Origin of the sequence: Pseudomonas sp. MYb60, assembly GCF_002979555.1 — a bacterium.
Classification (GTDB): domain Bacteria; phylum Pseudomonadota; class Gammaproteobacteria; order Pseudomonadales; family Pseudomonadaceae; genus Aquipseudomonas.
This window is the reverse complement of sequence record NZ_PCOZ01000008.1, coordinates 148,147-173,086: the sequence shown is the minus strand read 5'-3', so window position 1 is coordinate 173,086 and position 24,940 is coordinate 148,147. Positions and strand designations below refer to the sequence as shown.

General features: G+C 61.3%; 24 protein-coding genes. 16 read left to right on the top strand and 8 right to left on the bottom strand.

Annotated elements, in window-relative coordinates:
- Window positions 1-77: 77 nt before the first annotated feature.
- Window positions 78-506: a DUF4160 domain-containing protein gene (locus tag CQ041_RS15830; protein ID WP_105523372.1), complete on the top strand. Its 429-nt coding sequence runs from the start codon at window positions 78-80 to the stop codon at window positions 504-506.
- Window positions 503-970, top strand: coding sequence for a DUF2442 domain-containing protein (locus CQ041_RS15825; RefSeq protein ID WP_105523371.1), 468 nt, complete (start codon window positions 503-505; stop codon window positions 968-970). The genes CQ041_RS15830 and CQ041_RS15825 overlap by 4 nt, the downstream gene beginning before the upstream one ends.
- On the opposite strand, the gene trmA is transcribed toward CQ041_RS15825, so the two are convergent.
- A complete protein-coding gene (gene trmA, locus CQ041_RS15820) occupies window positions 953-2,032 on the bottom strand; it encodes a tRNA (uridine(54)-C5)-methyltransferase TrmA (protein ID WP_105523370.1) in 1,080 nt (359 codons plus the stop codon). The two genes, CQ041_RS15825 and trmA, sit on opposite strands and share 18 nt — an antisense overlap.
- Window positions 2,029-3,324: an NCS2 family permease gene (locus CQ041_RS15815; protein WP_105523369.1), complete on the bottom strand. Its 1,296-nt coding sequence runs from the start codon at window positions 3,322-3,324 to the stop codon at window positions 2,029-2,031. The genes trmA and CQ041_RS15815 overlap by 4 nt, the downstream gene beginning before the upstream one ends.
- A gap of 173 nt (window positions 3,325-3,497) precedes the next feature.
- Between CQ041_RS15815 and CQ041_RS15810 the strand changes: the two genes are divergently transcribed.
- From CQ041_RS15810 to CQ041_RS15795, 4 genes are all read left to right on the top strand, one after another.
- Window positions 3,498-3,944: a DUF4879 domain-containing protein gene (locus CQ041_RS15810; RefSeq protein WP_105523368.1), complete on the top strand. Its 447-nt coding sequence runs from the start codon at window positions 3,498-3,500 to the stop codon at window positions 3,942-3,944.
- A 96-nt stretch (window positions 3,945-4,040) separates the two neighbouring features.
- Entirely contained in the window at window positions 4,041-4,547 is a 507-nt protein-coding gene (locus CQ041_RS15805; protein WP_105523367.1) for a (2Fe-2S)-binding protein, read from the top strand.
- Window positions 4,544-5,533, top strand: coding sequence for a xanthine dehydrogenase family protein subunit M (locus CQ041_RS15800; protein WP_105523366.1), 990 nt, complete (start codon window positions 4,544-4,546; stop codon window positions 5,531-5,533). The genes CQ041_RS15805 and CQ041_RS15800 overlap by 4 nt, the downstream gene beginning before the upstream one ends.
- Complete coding sequence (locus CQ041_RS15795) at window positions 5,530-7,713, top strand: xanthine dehydrogenase family protein molybdopterin-binding subunit (RefSeq protein ID WP_105523365.1); 2,184 nt, start codon at window positions 5,530-5,532, stop codon at window positions 7,711-7,713. The genes CQ041_RS15800 and CQ041_RS15795 overlap by 4 nt, the downstream gene beginning before the upstream one ends.
- A gap of 75 nt (window positions 7,714-7,788) precedes the next feature.
- On the opposite strand, the gene CQ041_RS15790 is transcribed toward CQ041_RS15795, so the two are convergent.
- Window positions 7,789-9,039 carry an MFS transporter gene (locus CQ041_RS15790; protein WP_105523364.1) on the bottom strand — a complete coding sequence of 417 codons (1,251 nt, stop codon included), beginning with the start codon at window positions 9,037-9,039 and terminating at the stop codon, window positions 7,789-7,791.
- Window positions 9,040-9,356: 317 nt separating this feature from the next.
- Here CQ041_RS15790 and CQ041_RS15785 point away from each other — a divergent pair, with 317 nt between their 5' ends.
- From CQ041_RS15785 to CQ041_RS15775, 3 genes are read left to right on the top strand one after another with little or no spacing between them, the layout of a single operon-like run.
- Complete coding sequence (locus CQ041_RS15785; protein ID WP_105523363.1) at window positions 9,357-10,796, top strand: cytochrome ubiquinol oxidase subunit I; 1,440 nt, start codon at window positions 9,357-9,359, stop codon at window positions 10,794-10,796.
- A gap of 1 nt (window position 10,797) precedes the next feature.
- The gene (gene cydB, locus CQ041_RS15780; RefSeq protein ID WP_105523362.1) at window positions 10,798-11,805 is read left to right on the top strand and encodes a cytochrome d ubiquinol oxidase subunit II; all 1,008 of its coding nucleotides are present in this window, start codon (window positions 10,798-10,800) and stop codon (window positions 11,803-11,805) included.
- A gap of 12 nt (window positions 11,806-11,817) precedes the next feature.
- Window positions 11,818-11,985: a DUF2474 domain-containing protein gene (locus CQ041_RS15775; RefSeq protein WP_010562540.1), complete on the top strand. Its 168-nt coding sequence runs from the start codon at window positions 11,818-11,820 to the stop codon at window positions 11,983-11,985.
- Window positions 11,986-12,050: 65 nt separating this feature from the next.
- Here CQ041_RS15775 and CQ041_RS15770 read toward each other — a convergent pair whose 3' ends face one another.
- On the bottom strand, window positions 12,051-13,175 hold the full coding sequence (locus CQ041_RS15770; protein WP_105523361.1) for a class I SAM-dependent methyltransferase: 1,125 nt from the start codon (window positions 13,173-13,175) through the stop codon (window positions 12,051-12,053).
- 159 nt (window positions 13,176-13,334) lie between these two features.
- On the bottom strand, window positions 13,335-14,045 hold the full coding sequence (locus tag CQ041_RS15765; protein ID WP_105523360.1) for a LuxR family transcriptional regulator: 711 nt from the start codon (window positions 14,043-14,045) through the stop codon (window positions 13,335-13,337).
- Between the two features lie 458 nt (window positions 14,046-14,503).
- On the opposite strand from CQ041_RS15765, the gene CQ041_RS15760 reads away from it, so the two are divergent.
- Entirely contained in the window at window positions 14,504-15,280 is a 777-nt protein-coding gene (locus CQ041_RS15760; RefSeq protein WP_105523359.1) for a ferredoxin--NADP reductase, read from the top strand.
- A gap of 45 nt (window positions 15,281-15,325) precedes the next feature.
- On the opposite strand, the gene mscL is transcribed toward CQ041_RS15760, so the two are convergent.
- The gene (gene mscL, locus CQ041_RS15755) at window positions 15,326-15,742 is read right to left on the bottom strand and encodes a large-conductance mechanosensitive channel protein MscL (RefSeq protein ID WP_105523358.1); all 417 of its coding nucleotides are present in this window, start codon (window positions 15,740-15,742) and stop codon (window positions 15,326-15,328) included.
- 341 nt (window positions 15,743-16,083) lie between these two features.
- Here mscL and katB point away from each other — a divergent pair, with 341 nt between their 5' ends.
- Genes katB through radA form a run of 3 tightly spaced genes read left to right on the top strand, consistent with a single transcriptional unit; the run spans window position 16,084 to window position 19,572 of the window.
- Window positions 16,084-17,571, top strand: coding sequence for a catalase (katB, locus tag CQ041_RS15750; protein ID WP_218276518.1), 1,488 nt, complete (start codon window positions 16,084-16,086; stop codon window positions 17,569-17,571).
- Window positions 17,572-17,629: 58 nt separating this feature from the next.
- Window positions 17,630-18,169 carry an ankyrin repeat domain-containing protein gene (locus CQ041_RS15745; RefSeq protein ID WP_105523356.1) on the top strand — a complete coding sequence of 180 codons (540 nt, stop codon included), beginning with the start codon at window positions 17,630-17,632 and terminating at the stop codon, window positions 18,167-18,169.
- 35 nt (window positions 18,170-18,204) lie between these two features.
- Window positions 18,205-19,572 carry a DNA repair protein RadA gene (gene radA, locus CQ041_RS15740; protein ID WP_105523355.1) on the top strand — a complete coding sequence of 456 codons (1,368 nt, stop codon included), beginning with the start codon at window positions 18,205-18,207 and terminating at the stop codon, window positions 19,570-19,572.
- A 29-nt stretch (window positions 19,573-19,601) separates the two neighbouring features.
- Here the strand turns inward: radA and CQ041_RS15735 are convergent, their stop codons facing one another.
- Window positions 19,602-19,970 (bottom strand): PilZ domain-containing protein, encoded by a 369-nt coding sequence (locus tag CQ041_RS15735; protein ID WP_105523354.1) that lies wholly within the window; start codon window positions 19,968-19,970, stop codon window positions 19,602-19,604.
- Between the two features lie 174 nt (window positions 19,971-20,144).
- On the opposite strand from CQ041_RS15735, the gene CQ041_RS15730 reads away from it, so the two are divergent.
- From CQ041_RS15730 to yjiA, 3 genes are all read left to right on the top strand, one after another.
- A complete protein-coding gene (locus CQ041_RS15730) occupies window positions 20,145-22,211 on the top strand; it encodes a carbon starvation CstA family protein (protein ID WP_105523353.1) in 2,067 nt (688 codons plus the stop codon).
- Window positions 22,212-22,226: 15 nt separating this feature from the next.
- Window positions 22,227-22,424, top strand: coding sequence for a YbdD/YjiX family protein (locus CQ041_RS15725; RefSeq protein WP_003176208.1), 198 nt, complete (start codon window positions 22,227-22,229; stop codon window positions 22,422-22,424).
- A gap of 169 nt (window positions 22,425-22,593) precedes the next feature.
- Window positions 22,594-23,553 carry a GTPase gene (gene yjiA / locus CQ041_RS15720; protein ID WP_105523352.1) on the top strand — a complete coding sequence of 320 codons (960 nt, stop codon included), beginning with the start codon at window positions 22,594-22,596 and terminating at the stop codon, window positions 23,551-23,553.
- A gap of 83 nt (window positions 23,554-23,636) precedes the next feature.
- Here the strand turns inward: yjiA and glyA are convergent, their stop codons facing one another.
- On the bottom strand, window positions 23,637-24,890 hold the full coding sequence (glyA, locus tag CQ041_RS15715) for a serine hydroxymethyltransferase (protein WP_105523351.1): 1,254 nt from the start codon (window positions 24,888-24,890) through the stop codon (window positions 23,637-23,639).
- Window positions 24,891-24,940: the final 50 nt, after the last annotated feature.

The window sequence follows — 24,940 nt, the reverse complement described above, 5'->3', positions numbered from 1 at the left end:
CGAGGAAACGGAGCCGGTTGTCGGGTGACACGGAAAAATTGTTACCTGGCGGAAAATAACCTAACGGATGGGTTACGATGAGAGTAGGCGCTTACAAGGGATATGTGATTTCGGTGTTTATCAGGGATGAGCACTGCCCGCCCCACGTGCACGTGAGGGGAAAGGAGTGGGATGCGCGTTTTCGTTTCAGTTTCCTGGATGGGGAAGTTGAGCTGTGGGACGTGGAGCCTGAGCGGAGGCAGCCGCCCATGGCGGTATTGAAGGAAATACGCGGGGCGATCATGCAGCGGCATTACTTGGCGCGGGCTCGCAGGATCTGGTGGGAATACCTGCAAACGGTCTGCCTGGAGAATCATTCCTGGGATTGGGAGGCCGGTGAATTGGTGCCTGGGTTGGTTATTCGACGTGGAGTCCATGTTATCGCGAGCGCCCGGCACGATGTCGTGGCGCAACGGACAATTTTGACACTGGTGAGAGCACCAGACTTCGTGGGGATTGATTTATGAAAATCGTAAAAGCCAAAACGGGCCCCTATAAACCGCTCACTGAAGCCGACGTCGAAAAGGCGATCGCCCGCGGGCGCAAGACACGGCACCTGTATGCGCGCGCCAGCTCTGTGCGCTACGAGGACAACTGCATTTCCATCGGTTTCAGCGACGGCAGTCGCGTTGTACTGCCGGTGGCGGGCTTGCCCGAGTTCGAGGGGTTTTCCTTGAAGGACTTTGAGCAACTGGAAGTCGGCTTTGGCGGCAAGGCACTGTGCTGTGAGGCCCGGGACCTGGATGTTTCGGTCACGGGCCTGATCGCCACCAGCAAACCGCTGATGGACCTGGCCACCAGCCTGGTGGCCTCGCGCAATGGTCGCAAAAGCAGCGCCGCCAAGGCCGCCGCCGCCCGAGCCAATGGCAAGAAGGGTGGGAGGCCACGCAAGAAGCCTGCGGAGGACGTTGATTTACCGCCGAGTCAATAACACCCCGGATTCCATGTGGTGGGTCCACGGGAACTGGTCGAACATCGCGCACTGGGTAATCTTGTGCGTGTCGTGCAATTGCGCAATGTTCGCCGCCAGCGTCTCCGGGTTGCAGGAGATGTAGAGGATGTTGTCGAAGCGGCGGGTCAGCTCGCAGGTGTCCGGGTCCATGCCGGCGCGAGGCGGGTCGACGAAGACGCTGCCGAATTCGTAGCTTTTCAGGTCGATGCCTTGCAGGCGGCGGAACGGGCGCACGTCGTTGAGGGCTTCGGTAAGTTCTTCGGCAGAGAGGCGCACCAGGGTGACATTGTTCACCGCGTTTTCATCGAGGTTGCTCAGCGCCGCATTCACCGATGTCTTGCTGATTTCGGTGGCCAGTACGTTGCGCACGCGGGTCGCCAGCGGCAGGGTGAAGTTGCCGTTGCCGCAGTACAGCTCCAGCAGATCATCCGGGCGGTCGCCCAGCGCTTCATAGGCCCAGTTCAGCATCTTCTGGTTCACCGTGCCGTTGGGCTGGGTGAAGGCGCCTTCGGGTTGGCGGTAGCTGAAGGTGCGTCCGCCGACATCGAGTTTTTCCACCACGTAATCGTGGCCGATCACATCGCGTTTGCCCTTGGAGCGGCCGATGATGCTCACGTTCAAGTCAGCCGCCAGCTTGTTGGCGGCGGTGTGCCAATGCTCGTCCAGGGGGCGGTGATAACACAGGGTGATCATCGCATCGCCGGCCAGGGTGGTAAGGAACTCCACCTGGAACAGCTTGTGGCTCAGGGCAGCGCTGGCTTGCCAGGCGGCCTTGAGCTGGGGCATCAGTTGGTTGATGCGCAGGCTGGCGATGGGGAACGCTTCGATCAGGATCGGCGTGCGCTTGTCGTCCTGGGAGAACATCGCGTAGTGGCGCTCACCGCCTTCGCGCCACAGGCGGAACTCCGCCCGCAGGCGGAAGTTCTGCAGCGGCGAATCGAAGACCTGTGGCTGCGGTGCATCGAATGGTGCGAGCAGGTCACGCAAGCGCGTGACCTTGTCTTGCAGTTGAGCGGTGTAGCTTGCGGCGTCGAAAGTCATGCGTTGAACCAGCCCAGCTTGATCACGAACAGGATCGACAGGATCACCAGCGCCGGGTTCAGCTCACGGTAGCGGCCCGAAAGCAGCTTGATGGCGGTCCACGCGATGAAGCCGAAGGCGATGCCGTTGGCGATGGAGTAAGTGAAAGGCATCGCCAGGGCGGTGACCACCACCGGCGCTGCAACGGTAATGTCGTCCCAGTCGATTTCGGCCAGGCCCTGGGTCATCAGCACGGCCACGAACAGCAGCGCCGGCGCAGTGGCGAAGGCGGGTACGCTGGCGGCCAGCGGCGAGAAGAACAGGGCCAGCAGGAACAGGATCGCGACCACGATGGCCGTGAGGCCGGTACGGCCACCGGCGCTCACGCCTGCGGCCGATTCGATGTAGCTGGTGGTGGTCGAGGTGCCCAGCAGGGAACCGGCCATGGCGGCGGTGCTGTCGGCAATCAGCGCACGGCCCATTTTCGGCATGTGGCCATCCTTGCCCATCAGGCCGGCGCGCTTGGCGACGCCGATCAGGGTGCCGGAGTTGTCGAACAGGTCGACGAACAGGAAGGCGAAGATCACGCTGACCAGGCCGATGTCCAGTGCGCCCTTGATGTCCAACTGCAGGAAGGTCGGGGCCAGTGACGGAGGCATCGAGACCACGCCGCCGAACGGGGTGACGCTCAAGGCGATGGAGGCGATGGTGACTGCCAGAATGCCGATCAGCACCGCGCCGCGAACGGCCAGGGCTTCCAGCGCGACGATCAGCGCGAAACCGATGGTCGCCAGGATCGGCGCCGGTTTGGTCAGGTCGCCCAGGCCCACCATGGTCGCCGGGTTGCTCACCACGATCCCGGCGTTGTGCAGCGCGATCAACGCCAGGAACAGGCCGATACCGGCGGCAATCGCCGAGCGCAGGGGCAGGGGGATGGCGTTGATGATCCACTCACGAATGCGGAAGATCGACAGCAGGAAAAACAGCACTGCCGAAATGAATACCGCGCCCAGTGCCACCTGCCAGGTGTGGCCCATGTGCAGCACCACGGTGTAGGTAAAGAAGGCGTTGAGGCCCATGCCCGGCGCGAGCGCGATCGGGTAGTTGGCGATCAGGCCCATCACGGTCGAACCGATGGCCGCTGCCAGGCACGTCGCGACGAACACCGCGCCCTTGTCCATGCCCGTTTCGCCGAGAATGCTCGGGTTCACGAACAGGATGTAGGCCATGGCCAGGAATGTCGTGATGCCCGCGAGGATCTCGGTGCGCACGTTGGTGTTGTGTGCCTTGAGTTGAAACAGCTTTTCCAGCATGCCTGCTCCCTGTGACGCGCTCTTGCGTCGTGATTTGTTGACCTCTAAGTCAAAGCACAAACTGCGCCAAGCGCCTTTGGTTTCAGAGAGGATCGGAAAAAGCGGCGCATCATACCAGCAGCCGGGGCCTTGAGGCATACTGCGCCGACGTTTAAACAAAGGTCGCCCGCAGCATGAAAAACGCCCGCCCGTGGAGTCTAGCCCTGATCCCCTGTCTCAGCCTGTGGCTGGGCGCAGCACCGGCGTGGGGCGCGCCTGCACCGGCGTTGAGCGAGGTCCGGGTATTCAAGGTCGAGTCGGCGCGCTGCGTCGAAACCATCCCCGAGCGCGCGCAGAGCACACAGATGTGCACGCACCGAGGACCTACCCAGGTGTCGGTGATGGAAGTCGGGCTGGGCAACAACCCCGTTGGCCGCTTCGACGGCGCCGAATTGAACGGTAAACGTACACCGGTGTGCCAGGTCGGCAGCGTCAGTCAGGCGTGCAACGGCGCGGGCACACTGATGGGCTACATCTATGTGTTCGACCTGAACGTCGAAGCCTCCGGCTGGTTTCAATACAGCAACTCGTCGATCAACGGCCCGCAGAACACCCTGAAGACCCTGCTCAATATCCGCTGATCAATCATCTTGAACGCTCAAAACCCCGGGAAGTCGTACCCCTGAGACGGCGATTTTCCTGAACGCCGCGGACGTACACCAACCCGTGAGGTGTTTATGAGCGCAACTCCCCATGGCGCGACGGCCCAGCCGTTCGTCAGCCATTCGATCCGCCTGCGCCTCAATGGCCAGGAACGTCAGCTGGATGTGTTGCCTTGGAGCACCCTGCTTGATCTGCTGCGCGAGCAGCTTGACCTGGTCGGCAGCAAAAAAGGCTGTGACCATGGCCAATGTGGCGCCTGCACGGTGTTGCGCGATGGCAAGCGCGTCAACGCCTGCCTGACCCTGGCGGTGATGTGCGACGGCGCGGAGCTGACCACCATTGAAGGTCTGGCGAGCGGCGATGTGCTGCACCCGATGCAACAGGCGTTCATCAAGCATGACGCCTTCCAGTGTGGCTACTGCACCCCTGGCCAGATCTGCTCCGCCGTGGGCCTGATCAATGAAGGCCGCGCCCACGACAGCGCGCAGATTCAGGAGCTGATGAGCGGCAACCTGTGCCGCTGCGGGGCCTACAGCAATATTCGCGACGCCATTGAAGATGTCGTGGGAGGTGAGCGATGAACCCTTTCCACTACAGCAAACCTGCCGATGTCCGCGAAGCGGTGAACCTGAGCAGTGCCACCTCGCGTTTTATCGCCGGCGGCACCAACCTGCTTGACCTGATGAAAGAAAACATCAGCCGCCCCGAGCACCTCATCGATATCACCGGGCTTGCGTTGCGCGAGGTGGAAGAAACCGTCGCGGGCGGCGTGCGCATCGGCGCCCTGGTGAGCAATGCCGACCTGGCCTGGCACCCGCTGATCGAAGCGCGTTACCCGCTGCTGTCCCAGGCGATCCTGGCGGGCGCCTCGCCGCAGCTGCGCAATATGGCCAGTACCGGCGGCAATCTGCTGCAACGTACCCGCTGCTATTACTTTTATGACACCGGCGTGCCGTGCAATAAGCGTGAACCTGGCAGCGGCTGCCCGGCGCGCACCGGCCTGAACCGTATCCACGCGATCCTGGGCGCCAGCGATGCGTGCGTGGCCACTCACCCGTCGGACATGTGCGTCGCGCTGGCGGCACTGGCGGCGCGTGTGCATGTCGAAGGCCGCGGCGGCGCGCGGGTCATCGAGTTTGCCGACTTCCACCGCCTGCCCGGCGACACGCCGCAGCGTGACAACTTGTTGGCCGACGACGAGCTGATCACCGCCATCGAGCTGCCCGCCGATAATCTGGCCAGCCACAGCAACTACCTGAAAGTACGTGACCGTGCGTCCTACGCGTTTGCGCTGGTGTCCGTCGCCGCCGCATTGGAACTGGACGGTGACCAGATTATCGATGCGCGCCTGGCCCTGGGCGGCGTGGCCCACAAACCCTGGCGTGATCGCGCCGTGGAAGCGTTGCTGATCGGCCAGACAGTCAGCCGCGAGACGTTCAGCGCCGCGGCTGACGCGCTGTTGCTCAATGCCGAGCCGCTGGCGCACAACGGGTTCAAGATCAAGCTGGCGCGCCGCGCAATCATCCGTGCCCTGAGCGACGCCGCTGTCGCGGGAGAACCATCATGAGTGCTATCGGCAAGCCGCTGGACCGAGTTGACGGCCTGCTCAAGGTCACCGGTCAGGCGCGGTATGCGGGTGAGTTTCCCGAGGCCGGCCTGCTTCACGGCAGCGTTGTCTCCAGCACGGTCGCCAAGGGGCGAATCGTCAGGATCGATGCCTCCAAAGCCTTGGCGCTGCCGGGCGTGATCAGCGTGATCGACCACCTCAACCGTCCGAACATCGCCAGTTACGACGAGGCCTTTGCTGATGCCGATGCCGCGGATGGCTCGCCCTTCCGACCGCTGTACAACGACCGAGTGCTGTACAGCGGCCAGCCGCTGGCCCTGGTCATCGCCGACAACCTGGAGCTGGCGCGGCATGCCGGTTCGCTGGTGGAGATCGAGTACGCGAGCGAGGCCTTCGACACCGACCTGATCGCCCAGCAGCACCAGGTGCACGCATCGCCCCAGACTCCGCCCGCGCCGCGCGGTGACTTCCAGGCTCACTGGAGCACCGCCGCCGTGAGCCTGGACGTGCACTACAGCACCCCCGTCGAGCATCACAACCCCATGGAACCCCATGCCAGCACGGTGCTGTACCAGCCCGATGGCACCCTGCACATCCATGACAAGACCCAGGGGCCGCAGAACTGCCAGGCCTATGTACAGGCAGTATTTGGCCTGGATAAAAGCCAGGTGCGGATCTTCGCGGCGTTCGTCGGCGGCGCGTTCGGCTCCGGCTTGCGTCCGCAGTACCAACTGCCGCTGGCCGTGATGGCGTCCCTGGCGCTCAAGCGTTCAGTGCGTGTCACCCTCACGCGCCAGCAGATGTTTACCTTCGGCTATCGCCCGCGCACCTTGCAGCGCTTGCAGCTGGGCGCTGCGGCTGATGGCAGGCTGGTCGCCCTCGGTCATACCGCGACGGGCCAGACCTCTCGTTTCGAGGATTTCAGCGAGCACGTCGTGGAGTGGAGCGGCATGCTCTATCACTGCGACAACGTGCAATTGACCTACAACCTGGTGCCGCTGGATGTCTTCACCCCGCTGGACATGCGTGCGCCCGGCGCCGCTCTGGGGGTAATCGGCCTGGAGTGCGCGATGGACGAACTGGCGTGCGCGTTGGGTATCGACCCGGTGCAACTGCGCTTGATCAACTACGCCGAGCGCAACCAGAACGAGGACAAACCTTGGTCCAGCAAGGCCTTGCGCGAATGCTACAGCGAAGGCGCCGAGCGTTTTGGCTGGCACCAGCGCAACCCGGAACCGCGCAGTATGCGTGACGGGCGGCAGTTGATCGGCTGGGGCATGGCGGGCGGCGTGTGGGAAGCCATGCAAATGAAGGCCAGCGCCAAGGCGCGCATCGATGCGCAGGGCAAGTTGACCGTCAGCAGCGCCACCACCGATATCGGCACTGGCACCTATACGGTGATGACCCAAATTGCAGCGCAGGCCAGCGGTGTAGCGGTCGAAGACGTGGTGTTTCTGCTGGGCGATTCATCACTGCCCACTGCGCCGTTGCAGGGCGGTTCATTCACGGTGTCCTCCGTCGGCACCGCCGTGCAGCAAGCCTGCGAGGCCTTGAATGCCCAGTTGCTGGACATCGCCCGCCAGACTTACCCAGTGTTCAAGGACGCCGAGGCGGTGCGCTTTGACGACGGCCATTTGCATACCGGCGATGTGAGTGTGTCGCTGGCGCAGTTGGTCAAGGATGCTGGCAAAGACGCGCTGGAGGTGCAGGTCGACAGTGAACCGGACAAGCAGCGCGAAGGTTATGCCACGGCCACGCATTCGGCGGTGTTTGTGGAGGTTCGGGTCGATGAAGACCTGGGCACCGTCAAGGTCAGCCGGGTGGTCAGCGCGATTGCAGCAGGGCGTGTGGTCAATCCGAAAATGGCCCGCAGCCAGATCCTCGGCGGTGTGGTGTGGGGCATCGGCATGGCGCTGCATGAAGAAACCCAGACTGACCATCAGCTGGGGCGCTTCATGAACCACAGCCTGGCCGAGTATCACATCCCGGTGAATGCGGACATTGGCGAGGTCGACGTGGTGTTTGTCGAGGAACACGACGAGATCGTCAACGCGCTGGGGTCCAAGGGCGTGGGTGAAATCGGCATTGTCGGGGTGGCGGCGGCGGTGGCGAATGCGGTGTATCACGCGACCGGCAAGCGGGTGCGGGCGTTTCCGATCACCCTGGATAAGGTGCTGTAACGCCCATCTTCACGCCAGTGATGAGCCGCTGTGGGAGAGGGCAATCTCCCACAGTGGCCCTGTTTCAACACCAGGTCAGGTTGCAGGTTGGGCCGCGGGCTCTTCCACCGGCACATGCATGCGGTCGCGGTTGGCCAGGGTCGGGAACAGTTTTATCCACACCCCGGTCACCACCAGCGTACCGATTCCGCCCATGACCACGGCTGGCACCGTGCCAAACCAGTGCGCGGTAATCCCCGATTCAAACTCGCCCAACTGGTTGGACGCGCCGATAAACAGGCCGTTGACCGCACTCACGCGTCCGCGCATTTCATCCGGCGTTTCCAACTGCACGAACGAGGCGCGGATCACCATGCTGATCATGTCCGCCGCGCCCAGCACCACCAGCACCGCCAATGAGAACCAGAACGAGGTGGACAGGCCGAAGGCGATGGTCGCCACGCCGAACACGCCGACGGCGGTGAACATCACGCGGCCGACATGGCGGTCTACCGAGAAGCGCGCCAGCCACAATGACATCAACAGCGCGCCTACCGCCGGCGCCGAGCGCAGGAGGCCCAGGCCCCAGGCGCCGGTGAGCAGGATGTCCTTGGCGAACACTGGCAGCAGTGCAGTGGCACCGCCGAGCAGCACGGCGAACAGGTCCAGGGAAATCGCGCCGAGGATGTCCGGGCGGCTGCGGATGAAACGGATCCCGGCCAGCAGCGAATCCAGGGTGGCCTTGCCTTTGTTGAGCGGGGTCTGGCGGGCGGGCAGGTTGAGGGTCAGCACGCAGGCAATCAAGTACAGCACCACGGTGGGACCGTAGACCCACACGCTGCCGAACGCATAGAGCAAACCGCCGAGGGCCGGCGCGACAATGGTTGCCAGTTGCTGGGCCGACTGCGATGACGCCACGGCACGCGGGAACAGTGCGCTGGGCACGATGCTCGGCAACATCGCCTGGGTGGTGGGCATTTCGAAGGAGCGTGCGGCGCCCAGCAGGAAGGCAAGGATGAAGATCATCTCGCGGGTCACGTTGCCGGTCAGGCCGCCGATGGCCAGGGACAGCGCAATCAAAGCCTGCAAGGTCTGGCAGATGGCCGCCACCTTGCGTCGCTCGTAGCGGTCGGCCACATGCCCGGTGTGCAACATGAACAGGACGCGCGGCACGAACTCCACCAGGCCGACCAAACCCAGGTCCAGCACGTTGCCGGTCAACTGGTAGAGGTTCCAGCCAATGGCGACGGTGAGCATCTGGAAGCCGCTGGCGGTGAAAATCCGCGCCAGCCAGAACGCGATGAAAGGGCGGTGGTGACGCAACAGCAACACGGGTTCACTAGGCATCGGGAATTCAGGTCAGAGCCGGAGGAAGTGCCGAGATTATCACTAAGTTGTAACAGATAGTTGCAAGAACTGAGCTGAGGCAGTCTGTCACGCGGCAAAAGACCACGCCGTCCTACAGCCAAATCCGGACTACTCTTTCAGCAATGCTTGATCCAGATCAAAACCCGTTCGGGAATTGATCCGGTGGCCTTAGGGCCGGATTCCCGACGTGGTTGGTTAAAAAAGAAACGAATTGAAATTCGACACACTCCATATCCGTGGGGGCAGTGGGTGCAGGCTCCCGCCAGCAGCCGGTATTACCTGACAGAGGAAGACATATGTTCGGTTTGGAGGCGCTAGATCTCGCCCGAATTCAATTTGCATTCACCATCTCGTTCCACATCCTGTTCCCGGCGATCACCATCGGCCTGGCCAGTTACCTTGCGGTGCTGGAAGGCTTGTGGCTCAAGACCCATAACGACACCTACCGTGACCTCTACCATTTCTGGTCGAAGATCTTTGCCGTCAACTTCGGCATGGGCGTGGTCTCCGGGTTGGTCATGGCCTATCAGTTTGGCACCAACTGGAGCCGCTTCTCGGACTTCGCCGGCGCCGTCACCGGGCCGCTGCTGACATACGAAGTGCTCACGGCCTTCTTCCTCGAGGCCGGTTTCCTTGGTGTGATGCTGTTCGGCTGGAACAAGGTCGGGCGCAACCTGCACTTCTTCTCCACCGTGATGGTGGCCATCGGTACGTTGATCTCGACGTTCTGGATCCTCTCGTCCAACAGCTGGATGCAGACGCCCCAGGGCTTTGAAATCATCGACGGGCGTGTAATTCCCACCGATTGGTTTGCCGTGGTGTTCAACCCGTCGTTCCCGTATCGCCTGGCACACATGGCCACGGCGGCGTTCGTGGCCACGGCGTTCTTCGTCGGCTCCTCGGCGGCGTGGCACCTGCTGCGTGGCAAGGACAGCCCGGCGATCCGCAAGATGCTCTCGATGGCGATGTGGATGGCGTTGATCGTTGCGCCTATCCAGGCGGTGATCGGTGACTTCCATGGTCTCAACACCCTGAAGCACCAGCCGGCGAAAATCGCCGCGATCGAAGGCCACTGGGAGAATGTCGGCAACGAGCCGACCCCGTTGATCCTGTTCGGCTGGCCGGACATGAAGGCAGAAAAAACCAAGTACGCGGTGGAAATTCCGTACCTGGGCAGCCTGATTCTCACCCACTCCCTGGACAAACAGGTGCCGGCGCTCAAGGAGTTCCCGCCTGAGGACCGTCCCAACTCGACCATCGTGTTCTGGTCGTTCCGGGTCATGGTCGGGCTGGGTTTCCTGATGATCTTCACGGGTCTGTTCAGCCTCTGGCTGCGCAAGGGCGATCGGTTGTATACGTCCAAGCCGTTCCTGTACCTGGCGTTGTGGATGGGGCCATCCGGCCTGATCGCGATTCTTGCCGGCTGGTTCACCACCGAAATCGGCCGCCAGCCGTGGGTGGTCTACGGCTTGATGCGCACGGCGGATGCGTCCTCCGGGCATAGCCTGGCGCAGATGACTATCACCCTGGTGTTGTTCGTGGTGGTGTACTTCGCGCTGTTCGGCGCGGGCCTGGGCTACATGATGCGCCTGGTGCGCAAAGGCCCTGTGAGCCACGACACCACCGAGCCAACCCATGGCGGGCCTGGCCAGAAACGCACCCCAGCGCGTCCGTTGTCCGCTGCCGATGATGGCACCGACAACGACCATGACGACATCCAGCACAAGGGGCATTGAGATGGGTATTGATCTTCCGCTGATCTGGGCCGTGATCATCATCTTCGGCATCATGATGTACGTGGTGATGGACGGCTTCGACCTGGGTATCGGCATCCTCTTTCCGTTTATTCCCGGCAAAGTCGACCGTGACGTGATGATGAACACCGTCGCCCCCGTGTGGGACGGTAACGAGACCTGGCTGGTATTGGGGGGCGCGGCGTTGTTCGGCGCATTCCCGCTGGCTTATTCGGTGGTGTTGTCGGCGTTGTACCTGCCGCTGATCCTGATGCTGATCGGGCTGATCTTCCGCGGTGTGGCCTTCGAGTTCCGTTTCAAGGCCAAGGACCACAAGCGTCACCTGTGGGACAAGGCGTTCATCGGTGGCTCGCTGGCGGCGACGTTCTTCCAGGGCGTGGCGTTGGGGGCGTTCATTGATGGCATTCCGGTGGTGGATCGCCAGTTTGCCGGTGGTTCGCTGGATTGGGCCACGCCGTTCACGATGTTCTGCGGCGTGGCGCTGATCGTGGCATACGCCTTGCTGGGCTGCACCTGGCTGATCATGAAGACTGAAGGCCCGTTGCAGGAAAAGATGCACAACCTGGGGCGGCCATTGGCTTACGCGTTGCTGGCCGTGATAGGTATCGTCAGCATCTGGACCCCGCTGACTCACCCGGAAATCGCCTCGCGCTGGTTTACCTTGCCGAATCTGTTCTGGTTCCTGCCCGTGCCGATCCTGGTGCTGGTGACCTTGTACGGGCTGATCCGCGCCGTGGCGCGTAATGCGCACTACACGCCGTTCCTGCTGACGCTGGTGCTGATCTTCCTTGGCTACAGCGGGTTGGGCATCAGCTTGTGGCCGAACATCATTCCACCCTCCGTGTCGATCTGGGACGCTGCCGCACCGCCGCAGAGCCAGGGCTTCATGCTGGTGGGCACGTTGTTCATCATCCCGTTCATCCTGGGCTACACGTTCTGGAGCTACTACGTGTTCCGCGGCAAGGTCACCCACGAAGACGGTTATCACTAGGAGGGTCGCAGCATGTCCGGCAAACCTACGTTGCACGAAATTGAACAGGCCGAGAAACAGCCGTTGTGGCGGCGCCTGGGGTGGCTGGCGATGATCTGGACCGGCAGCGTGCTGGCCCTGTTTGTCGTGGCCAGCCTGATGCGCATGTTCATGAATGCGGCCGGCCTGACCACCCACTGACATCCCATCCGGGCTTTGCGGCCCGGCTTTTCAGCCCTGCTTTTCGCGAGAGAAGCAGGGTTTTTTTATTTGCGCGCCTTGAGGATGACGAATTTGGGCGTGGCGGCGACTTGCTCGACGCCTCTGAACAGGCGCGCCAATTTGGCGTGATAGCCCAAGTGACGGTTGCCGACTATATACAGTGCGCCGCCCACCACCAGGGCTTCGCGGGCCTGCTGGAACATACGCCAGGAGAGGAAATCGCCGACCACTTGCTGCTGATGGAACGGCGGGTTGCACAGCACCACATCGAGGGAGTCGGCTTCCTGGCCGGCCAAACCATCGGCAGCGCGGACCGTAACGTCGCGCTCGCCCACGGCCGCCTGCCAGTTCTCCTGCGCCGATTGAACGGCCATGTAGGACTCGTCCACCAAGGTGTAGTGGGCATCGGGGTTTTGCAGCGCGCTGGCGATCGCCAACACGCCGTTGCCGCATCCCAGGTCCGCCACGCGGGCGCTGCCCAGGTTTTTCGGCAGGTGCGGCAAGAAGGCGCGGGTGCCGATGTCCAGGCCTTCGCGGCAGAACACGTTGGCGTGGTTGAGCAATGCGATGGCCGGTGTGTCGAGGGTATAGCGGGTCGGGTAGGGCGACACGGCGGTCGGGCGGTCCTCGACGGTCGCGATCAGCAGGCGCGCCTTTTTCACCGCCAGCGAAGCCTGCATCGGCCCGATGTAGCGCTCCAGCAAGTCGCCCGCCGCCCGTGGCAGGTGCTTGATCATCGCGCCGGCGATCACTTCGGCGCCTGGAGCGAGTTGGCCTTGCAGGCGAATCAACTGCTCTTCCAGCAGGGCGAGGGTTTTGGGCACGCGGATCAGCACGCGGTCGAACGGCCCTTCCGGGTGTTGGCTGGCAGGAAGGAATGGCACAGCGTCAAAGGCCTTGCCGTTGCGCACCAGATTTTTCTCCAGCCCTTGGGCCGCCAGGAACGAGTCGCCGCTGGAAGTCACCTGCACCTGGCCTTGAAGACTGGCTGCCAGTGCGCCGAAGCTGTCATTGAGGACCAGCACGCGGGTGGCAGCGCTGGGCTGCTGTTGGGCCAGATGGCTGAGCAGGTACTCGTCGGCGGCGTCGAAGGCTTGCAGCGGATCGTTGTGCTGTTCAGGCTGGCGAATCAGATCGAGCTGGGCGAAGGGGCTTTCGAGCAGGGGCATGGCGGGGGAGGCTCTGGGTCATCGATGGGTGTTCGGCGGTTGCCGGGCAAACCGCCTGAGTGAACTGCGAAGCGACCCAGGGGGCGGCGACATCACTCAGAATTGGCCGTAAATGTTACGTTTTTTCCGGGGGGATTACATGCGGTGTTTGCACATCGGTCAAAACAGCCCCGCTTTGGAGGCGCACAGCACAGCGGCTATCTTGTTGTTGACTCCCAATTTGTTGAACGTACTTTTGATGTGAAACCCCACCGTGCGCTCTGACAAACACAGGATTGTCGCGATATCGCCGGCGGTCTTGCCCATGGCTGACCACTTGAGGATTTCGGTTTCCCGCGGCGTCAGTTTGCAGGCCGGCAGGGGCGCGCGCTCGCCTGCGTATTTCTGTGCCACTACCGCGTGCATCGCATGGCACAACCACAGCACCTGCCCGGCTTTTTCATACAACTCTTGCGGGCTGATCTCGCCGGTGCCACGCCCCAGGGTCAGCATGCTGTAGACCCCTTGAAAATCATGCACCGGTTGGGTCCATGCCAGGTGCACACCCTGCGATTCGGCCAGGGACCACAAACCCGGTGTGCCGGTGAATGCTTTTTCCGCCCAGAGAACAGGCAGTACAGAACGTTTGCATTGGGCAACAATGGGGTCTACATCGAAGAAGTGCGACTGCTGATAAGCGTTATTCCAATCATCGGGATAGTTGTTGATCTGGATCGGTTTGGTTGCATGGTTGGGTAATTGAGAACTCATTGTAAAGGAACAGTAGGGGAAGCCGAGTTCAAAGGTGTGATGGGTAACCATCTCGAATGCACTTGTGATCTCGTTTTTATCTTCCAGTTTGGGGAGCCGAGTATTACGCCAGTTCACCATCGGTCAATCTCCATGAATTTGTACGTGGCGTGGGTACGTCCTCATCCCTACGCTGCACGGAAACCAGTGTAGGACATTGCCCACATGGTGGAATAAAAAAAACGTTATAGGCCTCGCGCTTTTTCGGCTTATGTATGCTGTACATTTTTTTTCTTTTGCATAAGTTGTCAAAGGGCACGCAACTTTTAGAGCAGAAATAAGGGGTTGTAGCTGGTGTCAGATTGATATTGCATTCACCGCGTTACTTCGAGGGGTTAAGTGTGACCAATAAGCTAATAGCTAAATAGTTTGTCTGACGAGTGCCTGTGGGGTTTGGACTTATGTCTTGCCGCTGTAACACTTCATTGCACCCTGTGGCTGGCAATCGCGCGGGTCTTGGTCAATTCCAGTACAAATCAGCGGTGTTTGCGCGCCGCTCTTTGAGGGACACTAGGCGTCTGTGCAAAACGGAGTTCCCCATGACGGCCAGTGCTGAGAAATTTACCCGGCAGACCCTGCTCGATGTGCAATCGCTGACCCCCAGCCTCTTCACGCTGCGCACCACTCGCGATCCCGGCTTTCGGTTCACCGCCGGCCAATTCGTGCGCCTGGGTGTGACCAAGGCGGATGGCAGTACCGTGTGGCGCGCCTATTCCATCGTGTCATCACCGTTTGACGAGCACCTGGACTTTTTTTCCATCGTGGTTCCGGGTGGTGAGTTCACCAGCGAACTGAGCCGCTTGCAGGTGGGCGACACCTTGCTGGTGGAACGTCAGGCCACGGGGTACCTGACCTTGAACCGGTTTGTCGACGGGCGTGACTTGTGGCTGTTGGGCACGGGCACCGGGGTGGCGCCGTTCCTGTCGATCCTGCAGGACTTCGAGGTCTGGGAGAAATTCGAGCGCATCGTGCTGGTCTACAGCGCCCGGGAGGCCAAGGAACTGGCTTACCAATCGCTGATCACGGCGCTGGGCGAGCGAGAATACCTGGCCGAGTACGCCCATAAGCTCACGTACATCCCCATCGTGACCCGCGAGCAACAGCCGGGTGCGCTGAATGGGCGCATCACCACCCTGATTGAAAATGGCGAGCTGGAACGTGCGGCCGGCGTCGAACTCACCCCGGAACACTCCCGTGTGCTGATCTGCGGCAACCCGCAGATGGTCGATGACACACGGCAACTGCTCAAGCAGCGCGAGATGAACTTGAGCCTGAGCCGGCGTCCTGGACAGGTCGCGGTGGAGAATTACTGGTAATAAAAAAGGCGCCCCAACCGGGCGCCTTTGTCATGCCGGCCTTGGTTAAAGCGGCTTGTCGTTCTGTGCCTTGAGCAGATCGCGGATCTCACCCAGCAACACTTCTTCCTTGGTCGGTACCGGTGGCAGCTTCGGCGCGACAGCTTCTTCACGTTTCAGGCGGTTGATCGCCTTCACGCCCATGAAGATCGCAAACGCGACGATCAGGAAGTCCACCACGCTCTGGATGAACTTGCCGTACGCCAGCACCACGGCCGGCACATCGCCTTGCGCGGCCTTGAGGGTTACCGCCAGGTCACCGAAGTCCACACCGCCGATCAACAGACCGAGGGGTGGCATTACCACGTCGCCTACAAACGAGGAAACAATTTTGCCGAAGGCGGCGCCGATGATGATACCGACGGCCATGTCGACCACATTACCTTTGACCGCGAAGGCCTTGAACTCACTGATCACGCCCATAGGTTATTCCTTGTTACAGATGAGAAGGGTGGTGCTCAGTGTAAGTCAGTCGTAGCGGGCTTGCGCGACACAACCCCTTACACTGTTAGTTTTTATCGACACATTAAATCGCAAATAGTTTGCAAAGTGCCACCAATCGCGCGCGAAATACGCCTGATATCAGTGGCTTACAAGGTTATTTTATTAATCGAGTGGGTACTGCTTTTCTATTTATCTTCTACGTCCCGGGTCACTAGCCTCTGGCAAGCACAACTGAATGTGCATTGAAAAAACCAGAGGAAACCTCGATGAAGAACCCAATAAAACGCGGGTCTGCAGCGGCGCGATCTGCGCTGGTGCTGATGACCGTCAGCCTGCTTTCCCTGTCCGTTCACGCTGCCGACCTGACCCGCGACAACGGTGCCGCCGTTGGTGATAACCAGAACTCGCAAACCGCCGGTGCTACTGGCCCGGTGCTGCTGCAAGACGTGCAGTTGATCCAGAAGCTGCAACGTTTCGACCGTGAACGCATCCCGGAGCGCGTCGTCCATGCCCGCGGTACCGGCGCCCACGGCACGTTCACCGTGACCGACGGCCTCAGCGATTTGACCAAGGCCAAGGTGTTTGCTGCCGGTGAAGCCACTCCTGTATTCGTGCGTTTCTCCGCCGTGGTCCATGGCAACCACTCCCCGGAAACCCTGCGTGATCCGCGCGGTTTCGCGACCAAGTTCTACACCGCCGAGGGCAACTGGGACCTGGTAGGCAACAACTTCCCGACCTTCTTTATCCGCGACGCCATCAAGTTCCCGGACATGGTCCACGCCTTCAAGCCAGACCCACGCACCAACCTGGATGACGACTCGCGTCGCTTCGATTTCTTCTCCCATGTACCGGAAGCCACCCGCACGCTGACCGAGCTGTACTCCGACGCCGGCACCCCGGCCAGCTACCGCGAGATGGACGGCAACGGCGTACACGCCTACAAGCTGATCAACGCCAAGGGGCAGGTGCACTACGTCAAGTTCCACTGGAAGAGCCTGCAAGGCATCAAGAACCTCGATCCCAAGCAAGTCACCGAGGTTCAGGGGCGCGACTACAGCCACATGACCAGCGACTTGGTGGCCCACATTAACAAAGGCGATTTCCCCAAGTGGGACCTGTACGTGCAGGTGCTCAAGCCTGACGAGTTGGCCACGTTCGACTTCGACCCACTGGACGCCACCAAGATCTGGCCGAATGTGCCAGAGCGCAAGGTCGGGCAGATGGTGCTCAACCGCAACCCGGCGAATGTGTTCCAGGAGACCGAACAAGTCGCCATGGCCCCGGCCAACCTGGTGCCGGGTATCGAGCCGTCGGAAGACCGCCTGCTCCAGGGCCGGGTGTTCTCCTACGCCGATACACAGATGTACCGCCTCGGCGCCAATGCCTTGCAGCTGCCGATCAATGCTCCACGGGTGACCGTCAACAACGGTAACCAGGACGGTGCGATGAACCTCGGCAAGACCACCAGCGGCGTGAACTACCAGCCCAGCCGTCTTGAACCTCGCGAAGAACCGCAGGCCGCGCGCTACAGCCAGTCGGCGCTGAGCGGCAGCACCCAGCAGGCGAAGATCCAGCGTGAGCAGAACTTCAAGCAGGCCGGTGATCTGTACCGTTCCTACAGTCAGAAAGAACGTCAGGATTTGATCGAAAACTTCGGCGGCTCGCTGGCGACCACCGATGACGAGAGCAAGCACATCATCCTGTCGTTCCTCTACAAGGCGGACCCGGAATACGGCGCCGGCGTCGCCAACGTCGCCAAGGGCGACTTGACGCGCGTGAAGGCGCTGGCCGCGAAACTGACTGACTGATCCGTAAAGTGTGGTCGGCGTTCTTGAAAGGGCGTCGACCTTTGGCAGGAGAATACCCATGCGCATTTCGATCGGTTTACTGATGGCGATGCTGGCCTTTGTCGCCCATGCCGAGTCCCCTGGGCCGGTGGCGCTCAAGGCGCAGTTGCAGGACTACTACTTCGACGCCGCCCGCCGCGGCGACCTGAACATGCTCGACGCCTTCATCGACGCCGGCTACAGCCTCAACACCCAGGATGACAAAGGCTACACCGCATTGATCCTTGCGACTTATCACGGCCAAGCGCCGTTTGTGGACCGTCTGCTCGGCGCCGGGGCCGACGCCTGTGTGCAGGACAAACGCGGTAACACCGCGCTGATGGGCGCGATCTTCAAGGGCGAGCTGAAAATCGCCCAACGCCTGTTGGCGACCGGCTGCAACCCCGACCAGCGCAACGGCGCCGGGCAGACAGCCGCCATGTACGCCGGGCTGTTCAAGCGCGTCGAATTGCTGGACGCACTCAAGGCCAGAGGCGCTGACCTCAATGCCGAGGACCCTGTCGGCAACAGTGCTTCACGATTGGCCAGCGGTGAAATCCGGACCCCGGCGTCGCGCTGAGCTATCATCGCGGTTTTTCGGTTGGAGGTTCTCAAATGGCAAAGGCCAAGCGCATGTACGGCTGCACGGAGTGCGGCGCGACCTTTCCCAAGTGGGCCGGCCAGTGCGGCGAGTGCGGGGCGTGGAACACTCTCACCGAGACCATGATCGAAAGCGGCGGCGCCGCGGCCCCCACCGGCCGTGCCGGCTGGACCGGGCAGCAGGCGCAGATCAAGACCCTGGCCGAAGTCAGCGTCGAAGAAATTCCGCGTTTTTCCACCGCGTCCGGCGAGTTGGACCGCGTGCTGGGCGGTGGCTTGGTCGATGGCTCGGTGGTGCTCATCGGTGGCGACCCCGGCATTGGCAAATCCACCATCCTGCTGCAAACCCTGTGCAGCATCGCCAGCCGCATGCCGGCGCTGTATGTCACCGGCGAGGAGTCCCAGCAGCAAGTGGCCATGCGCGCCCGTCGCCTGGGTTTGCCCCAGGACCAACTGCGGGTCATGACCGAAACCTGCATCGAAAGCATCATCGCCACGGCGCGTATCGAAAAGCCGAAGGTGATGGTGATCGACTCGATCCAGACGATTTTCACCGAACAACTGCAATCGGCACCGGGCGGCGTGTCCCAGGTGCGCGAGAGTGCGGCGCTGCTGGTGCGTTACGCCAAGCAGAGCGGCACGGCGATTTTCCTGGTCGGCCATGTGACCAAGGAGGGCGCGCTGGCGGGGCCGCGGGTGTTGGAACACATGGTCGACACCGTGCTGTATTTCGAGGGCGAGTCCGATGGCCGCCTGCGTTTGCTGCGGGCGGTGAAGAACCGTTTCGGCGCAGTGAATGAACTGGGCGTGTTCGCCATGACCGACCGAGGGTTGAAAGAAGTCTCCAACCCATCGGCGATTTTTCTGACCCGTGCCCAGGAAGAAGTCCCAGGCAGTGTGGTGATGGCGACGTGGGAAGGCACCCGCCCGATGCTGGTGGAAGTGCAGGCGCTGGTGGATGACAGCCATCTGGCCAACCCGCGCCGGGTCACCCTGGGCCTGGACCAGAACCGGTTGGCCATGCTGCTGGCGGTATTGCACCGTCACGGCGGTATCCCCACTCATGACCAGGACGTGTTCCTCAACGTGGTGGGCGGGGTCAAGGTGCTGGAGACCGCGTCCGACCTGGCGCTGATGGCGGCGGTGATGTCCAGCCTGCGCAACCGGCCACTGCCCCATGACCTGCTGGTGTTTGGCGAGGTCGGCCTGTCCGGTGAAGTGCGCCCGGTGCCGAGCGGCCAGGAGCGTCTCAAGGAAGCCGCCAAGCACGGTTTCAAACGGGCAATCGTGCCCAAGGGCAACGCGCCGAAGGAATCGCCACCGGGGATAAAGATCATTGGCGTGACGCGGTTGGAACAGGCGCTGGATGCGTTGTTCGAGTAATCAGCACCACATGTGATGTGTGCTGCCCGCTATAGCGCCAGCAATGCTGCCAGCTCCCGGTGCAGTTCATCCTCGTCACCCAGGTTCAACTCGATCAGCCGTCGCAAATGGCTGATGGAGTCCAGGTCGATGTGCTGGCACACAAAGCCCAATTGGCCATGATCCTGATGCGTCAGCCGCACCTGCATTTTGATGTGAGCCTTCGGGTCCAGCCGGATATCCACGTCAAACGGCAGCGCCTTGTTTCCCTTCCAGTCCTCTGGCTGGTGCACCAGCAGGCCCTTCAACGACAAGTCCACCAGTTTTACTGGCCATTCCCGGCCGTTTTGCCGAAGTTCGGCCTTGGCGTCAAAAGCAATCCGGCGGAACCGGCGGCGGTCGGACGGTTGTTCGGTCATGGTGAAACCCTCTGTGGGATAAGGGGAGTGTAGCGCTGGGCCATCATTGGGCATTTATTTCGGTTTTTTTGCCCGCTAAAGGCTCTAGACCAACGTAGGGGGGTGGTCTTTAAGGCCAACAGCGCTAAACTCGGAGCGGCTGTCCTTTCTGTCCACCCTGGCTGGAATATAAAAATGAAAAATAATAATAGCCTGCTACGCCACCTACCCTGGCTGGTGCTGGCAATCGTAGGAGCGTGCGCCCTGGGCGTAGTGGCCTTGCGCCGAGGCGAGGCGATCAACGCCTTGTGGATTGTGGTCGCTGCGGTGGCCATCTATCTGGTCGCTTACCGCTACTACAGCCTGTTCATCGCTAACAATGTGATGCAACTCGATCCACGGCGGGCCACCCCCGCAGTGCTCAACAATGATGGTCTGGACTATGTGCCGACCAACAAACACATCCTGTTCGGTCACCACTTTGCGGCCATTGCCGGTGCAGGCCCGCTGGTCGGCCCGGTATTGGCAGCGCAAATGGGTTACTTGCCCGGCACGCTCTGGCTGATTGCCGGCGTGGTGCTGGCCGGTGCGGTGCAGGACTTCATGGTCCTGTTCCTGTCCACGCGTCGCAATGGCCGTTCCCTGGGGGATATGGTTCGCGAAGAAATGGGCCGTATTCCGGGGACCATCGCGCTGTTCGGCTGCTTCCTGATCATGATCATCATCCTCGCGGTGCTGTCGCTGATCGTGGTGAAGGCGCTGGCCGAAAGCCCATGGGGCATCTTCACGGTGATGGCGACCATCCCGATCGCGATGTTCATGGGCGTTTACATGCGCTACATCCGCCCGGGCCGTATCGGTGAAATTTCGATTATCGGCGTGCTGTTGCTGCTGGGCTCGATCTGGCTGGGCGGGCAGATTGCTGCGGATCCAGTCTGGGCCAAGGCGTTCACCTTCACGGGCATTCAAATTACCTGGATGCTGGTCGGCTACGGGTTTGTGGCGGCGGTGCTGCCGGTGTGGCTGATCCTGGCGCCGCGTGACTACCTGTCGACCTTCCTGAAAATCGGCACCATCATCGCCCTGGCGATCGGCATCCTGGTCACCATGCCTGACCTGAAAATGCCGGCCCTGACCCAGTTTGTCGATGGCACTGGCCCGGTGTGGAAGGGCGGCCTGTTCCCGTTCCTGTTCATCACCATCGCCTGTGGCGCGGTATCGGGTTTCCACGCGCTGATTTCCTCGGGCACCACGCCCAAGCTGCTGGATAACGAAACCAACGCCCGCTACATCGGCTACGGCGGCATGTTGATGGAATCCTTCGTCGCCATCATGGCCATGGTTGCCGCATCGGTGATTGAGCCAGGCGTGTACTTCGCCATGAACAGCCCGGCTGCAGTCGTGGGCAGTGACGTGGTAACCGTGGCCCAGACGGTCAGCAGCTGGGGCTTTGCGATTACGCCTGAGGCGCTGCAAGCCGTGGCCAACGACATCGGTGAAACCACCATCCTGGCGCGTGCCGGCGGTGCGCCGACGTTGGCGGTGGGTATCGCGCAGATCTTGCACAGTGTGCTGCCGGGTGAAAACACCATGGCGTTCTGGTACCACTTTGCAATCCTGTTCGAAGCGCTGTTCATCTTGACCGCAGTCGACGCCGGTACCCGTGCCGGCCGCTTCATGCTGCAAGACTTGCTGGGCTCTTTCGTGCCGGCGCTCAAGCGTACTGAATCCTGGACCGCCAACCTAATCGCAACCGCGGGCTGCGTGGCGATGTGGGGTTACCTGCTGTACCAAGGCGTGATCGACCCGTTGGGGGGTATCAACACCTTGTGGCCGCTGTTCGGTATTTCCAACCAGATGCTGGCCGGTATTGCGCTGATGCTGGCGACGGTCGTGCTGATCAAGATGAAGCGCCAGCGCTACATCTGGGTGACCATGCTGCCGGCGGTCTGGCTGCTGATCTGCACCACCACCGCAGGCTTCATCAAGCTGTTCGACGCCAACCCGGCGATCGGTTTCCTGTCGCTGGCGAAGAAGTACAGCGATGCGCTGGCCAACGGGCAGATCCTCGCCCCGGCCAAGAACATCGAGCAGATGCAGCACGTGATCTGGAACGCCTACACCAACGCAACGCTGACGGTGCTGTTCCTGTTCGTGGTGTTCAGTATCCTGTTCTATGCACTCAAGGTCGGCGTCGCCGCCTGGGGTACCAAAGAGCGCACGGATAAGGAAGCACCGTTCCAAGCCATGCCGGACGCGTGATAGAGGGTTGCAGCCATGTTCAATGACATCAGTCGCCTCGGTAAATACCTCGGTCAGGCCGCGCGCCTGATGGTCGGCATGCCCGACTACGACACGTACGTCGAGCATATGCAGACCAAGCACCCGGACAAGCCGATGATGGACTACAAGGCGTTCTTCCGGGAACGCCAAGAGGCCCGTTACGGCGGCAAGGGTGGGCCCAAGTGCTGTTGAGTTAACGCAATATCCCTGTGGGAGGGGGGTTGTGTGGGAGCTGGTTTGAACTGCGATAGCATCGCCTCGGTGTCACTGAAGCACCGAGTCGCCTGTATCGCGGGCAAGCCCGGCTCCCACACAAGCCCTCTCCCACATTTGTTTCTGTGTTCCTTCAGGAGAATTTATTTTGTCCTCTCCCATTCCGGTAACTATCCTCAGCGGCTTCCTCGGCGCCGGCAAAACCACCTTGCTGCGCCATTTGCTCAAGGCCGAGCACGGCTTGAAAATCGCCGTGATCGAAAACGAATTCAGTGACGCCGGTATCGACACCCAACTGCTGGGTGATGAGCCGGTGCAAGTCATGACCCTGTCCAACGGCTGTGTGTGCTGCACCATCCACACCGACCTGACCAAGGCCCTCTACCTGCTCCTTGAACGCCTGGACAACGGCGAAATTGCCTTCGACCGTCTGGTGATCGAGACCACCGGACTGGCCGACCCGGCGCCGGTGGCCCAGACCTTTTTCATCGACGAGGAACTGCGCGAGCGCTACATCCTCGACGGCATCATCACCCTGGTGGACGCCGCTCACGCCGAACACCACCTGACCCAGACCATCGCCCAGGCCCAGATCGGCTTTGCCGACCGCCTGCTGGTGAGCAAGCGCGACCTGGTGGACGACGCCACGTTCGAGGCACTCAGCGAGCGACTGACCCGTATCAACCGCCGCGCGCCGATCCGCGTGGTGGACCACGGCAACATCGACCTGGCCGAACTGCTGGATGTACGCGGCTTCAACCTCAACGCCGGCATGAGCCTGCGCCCGGTGAGCGCGGCGCCGTCCATCGACCGTATCTCCAGCCTGGTGCTGCGCACCGACCAGCCGCTGGATATCGACCGCCTCAGCGAGTTCATGAACGTGCTGCTGGAAGATCATGGCAAGCAGCTGCTGCGTTACAAGGGCGTGCTGAACATTGTCGGGGAAGACCGGCGCATGGTGTTTCAGGGCGTACTGAAACTCTATGGTTTTGATTGGGACACAGAGTGGGAAGAGGGCGAAGCGCGGGAGAGTGTGATCGTGTTTATTGCCGATGAGTTGCCGGAAGACAAGATTCGCGAAGGCTTCCAGCGCGTCTATCAATCCTGACTTGAAATGCAATAAAAAAGCAGTGTTTTCAGGCATAAAAAAGCCCGGCTCTTCAGCCGGGCTTTTCAGTCACGCTACTGCAATCAAGCGCCGTACACCGGCAACTTCTTGCAGATGGCCTTGACCTTCTCACGTACCGCGTCGATCACGGCTTCGTTGTTCAGGTCTGCCAGGATGTCGCAGATCCAGCCAGCCAGTTCCTTGCACTCTGCTTCCTTGAAGCCACGAGTGGTCACAGCCGGAGTGCCGAAGCGCAGGCCGGAGGTGACGAACGGCGAACGTGGGTCGTTCGGCACGGAGTTCTTGTTCACGGTGATGAAGGCTTTGCCCAAGGCAGCGTCAGCATCTTTACCGGAGATGTCCTGTTTGATCAGGGACAGCAGGAACAGGTGGTTCTCGGTACCGCCAGACACCACGTCAAAGCCGCGTTCGATGAACACGCTGGCCATGGTCTGGGCGTTCTTGACCACTTGTTGCTGGTAGGTCTTGAACTCAGGCTGCAGCGCTTCCTTGAAGCAGATCGCCTTGGCCGCGATCACGTGCTCCAGCGGGCCGCCCTGGGCGCCTGGGAATACCGCGGAGTTCAGCTTCTTCTCGATGTCGGCGTTGGCGCGAGCCAGGATCAGGCCGCCACGTGGACCGCGCAGGGTCTTGTGGGTAGTGGTGGTCACGACGTCAGCGAAAGGCACCGGGTTCGGGTAGACACCTGCGGCGACCAGACCGGCCACGTGGGCCATGTCGACGAACAGGTAGGCGCCAACCTTGTCAGCGATGGCGCGGAAGCGTGGGAAGTCCAGGATCTGCGAGTAGGCAGAGAAACCGGCCACGATCATTTTTGGCTTGTGCTCGACTGCCAGGCGCTCGACTTCGTCGTAGTCGATCAGGCCGTTGGCATCGATACCGTATTGAACGGCGTTGTACAGCTTGCCGGAGGACGAAACGCTGGCGCCGTGGGTCAGGTGACCGCCGTGGGCCAGGCTCATGCCCAGGATGGTGTCGCCGCCTTGCAGCAGGGCCAGGTACACGGCGCTGTTGGCTTGGGAGCCGGCGTGCGGCTGGACGTTGGCGTAATCGGCGCCGAACAGCTCTTTGGCGCGATCAATAGCCAGTTGCTCAACCACGTCGACATACTCGCAACCGCCGTAGTAGCGCTTGCCTGGGTAGCCTTCGGCGTACTTGTTGGTCAGAACCGAACCTTGAGCCTCCATGACGGCTGGGCTGGTGTAGTTTTCCGAAGCGATCAGTTCAATGTGCTCTTCCTGGCGCACGGCTTCTTGCTGCATGGCAGCGAAGAGATCGGCGTCGTACTTGGCAATAGTCAAATCACGGCTGAACATGGCGGTCCTCAAGGATCGGGGGCAGAAAAGGAGGGCATTCTAACCCAATG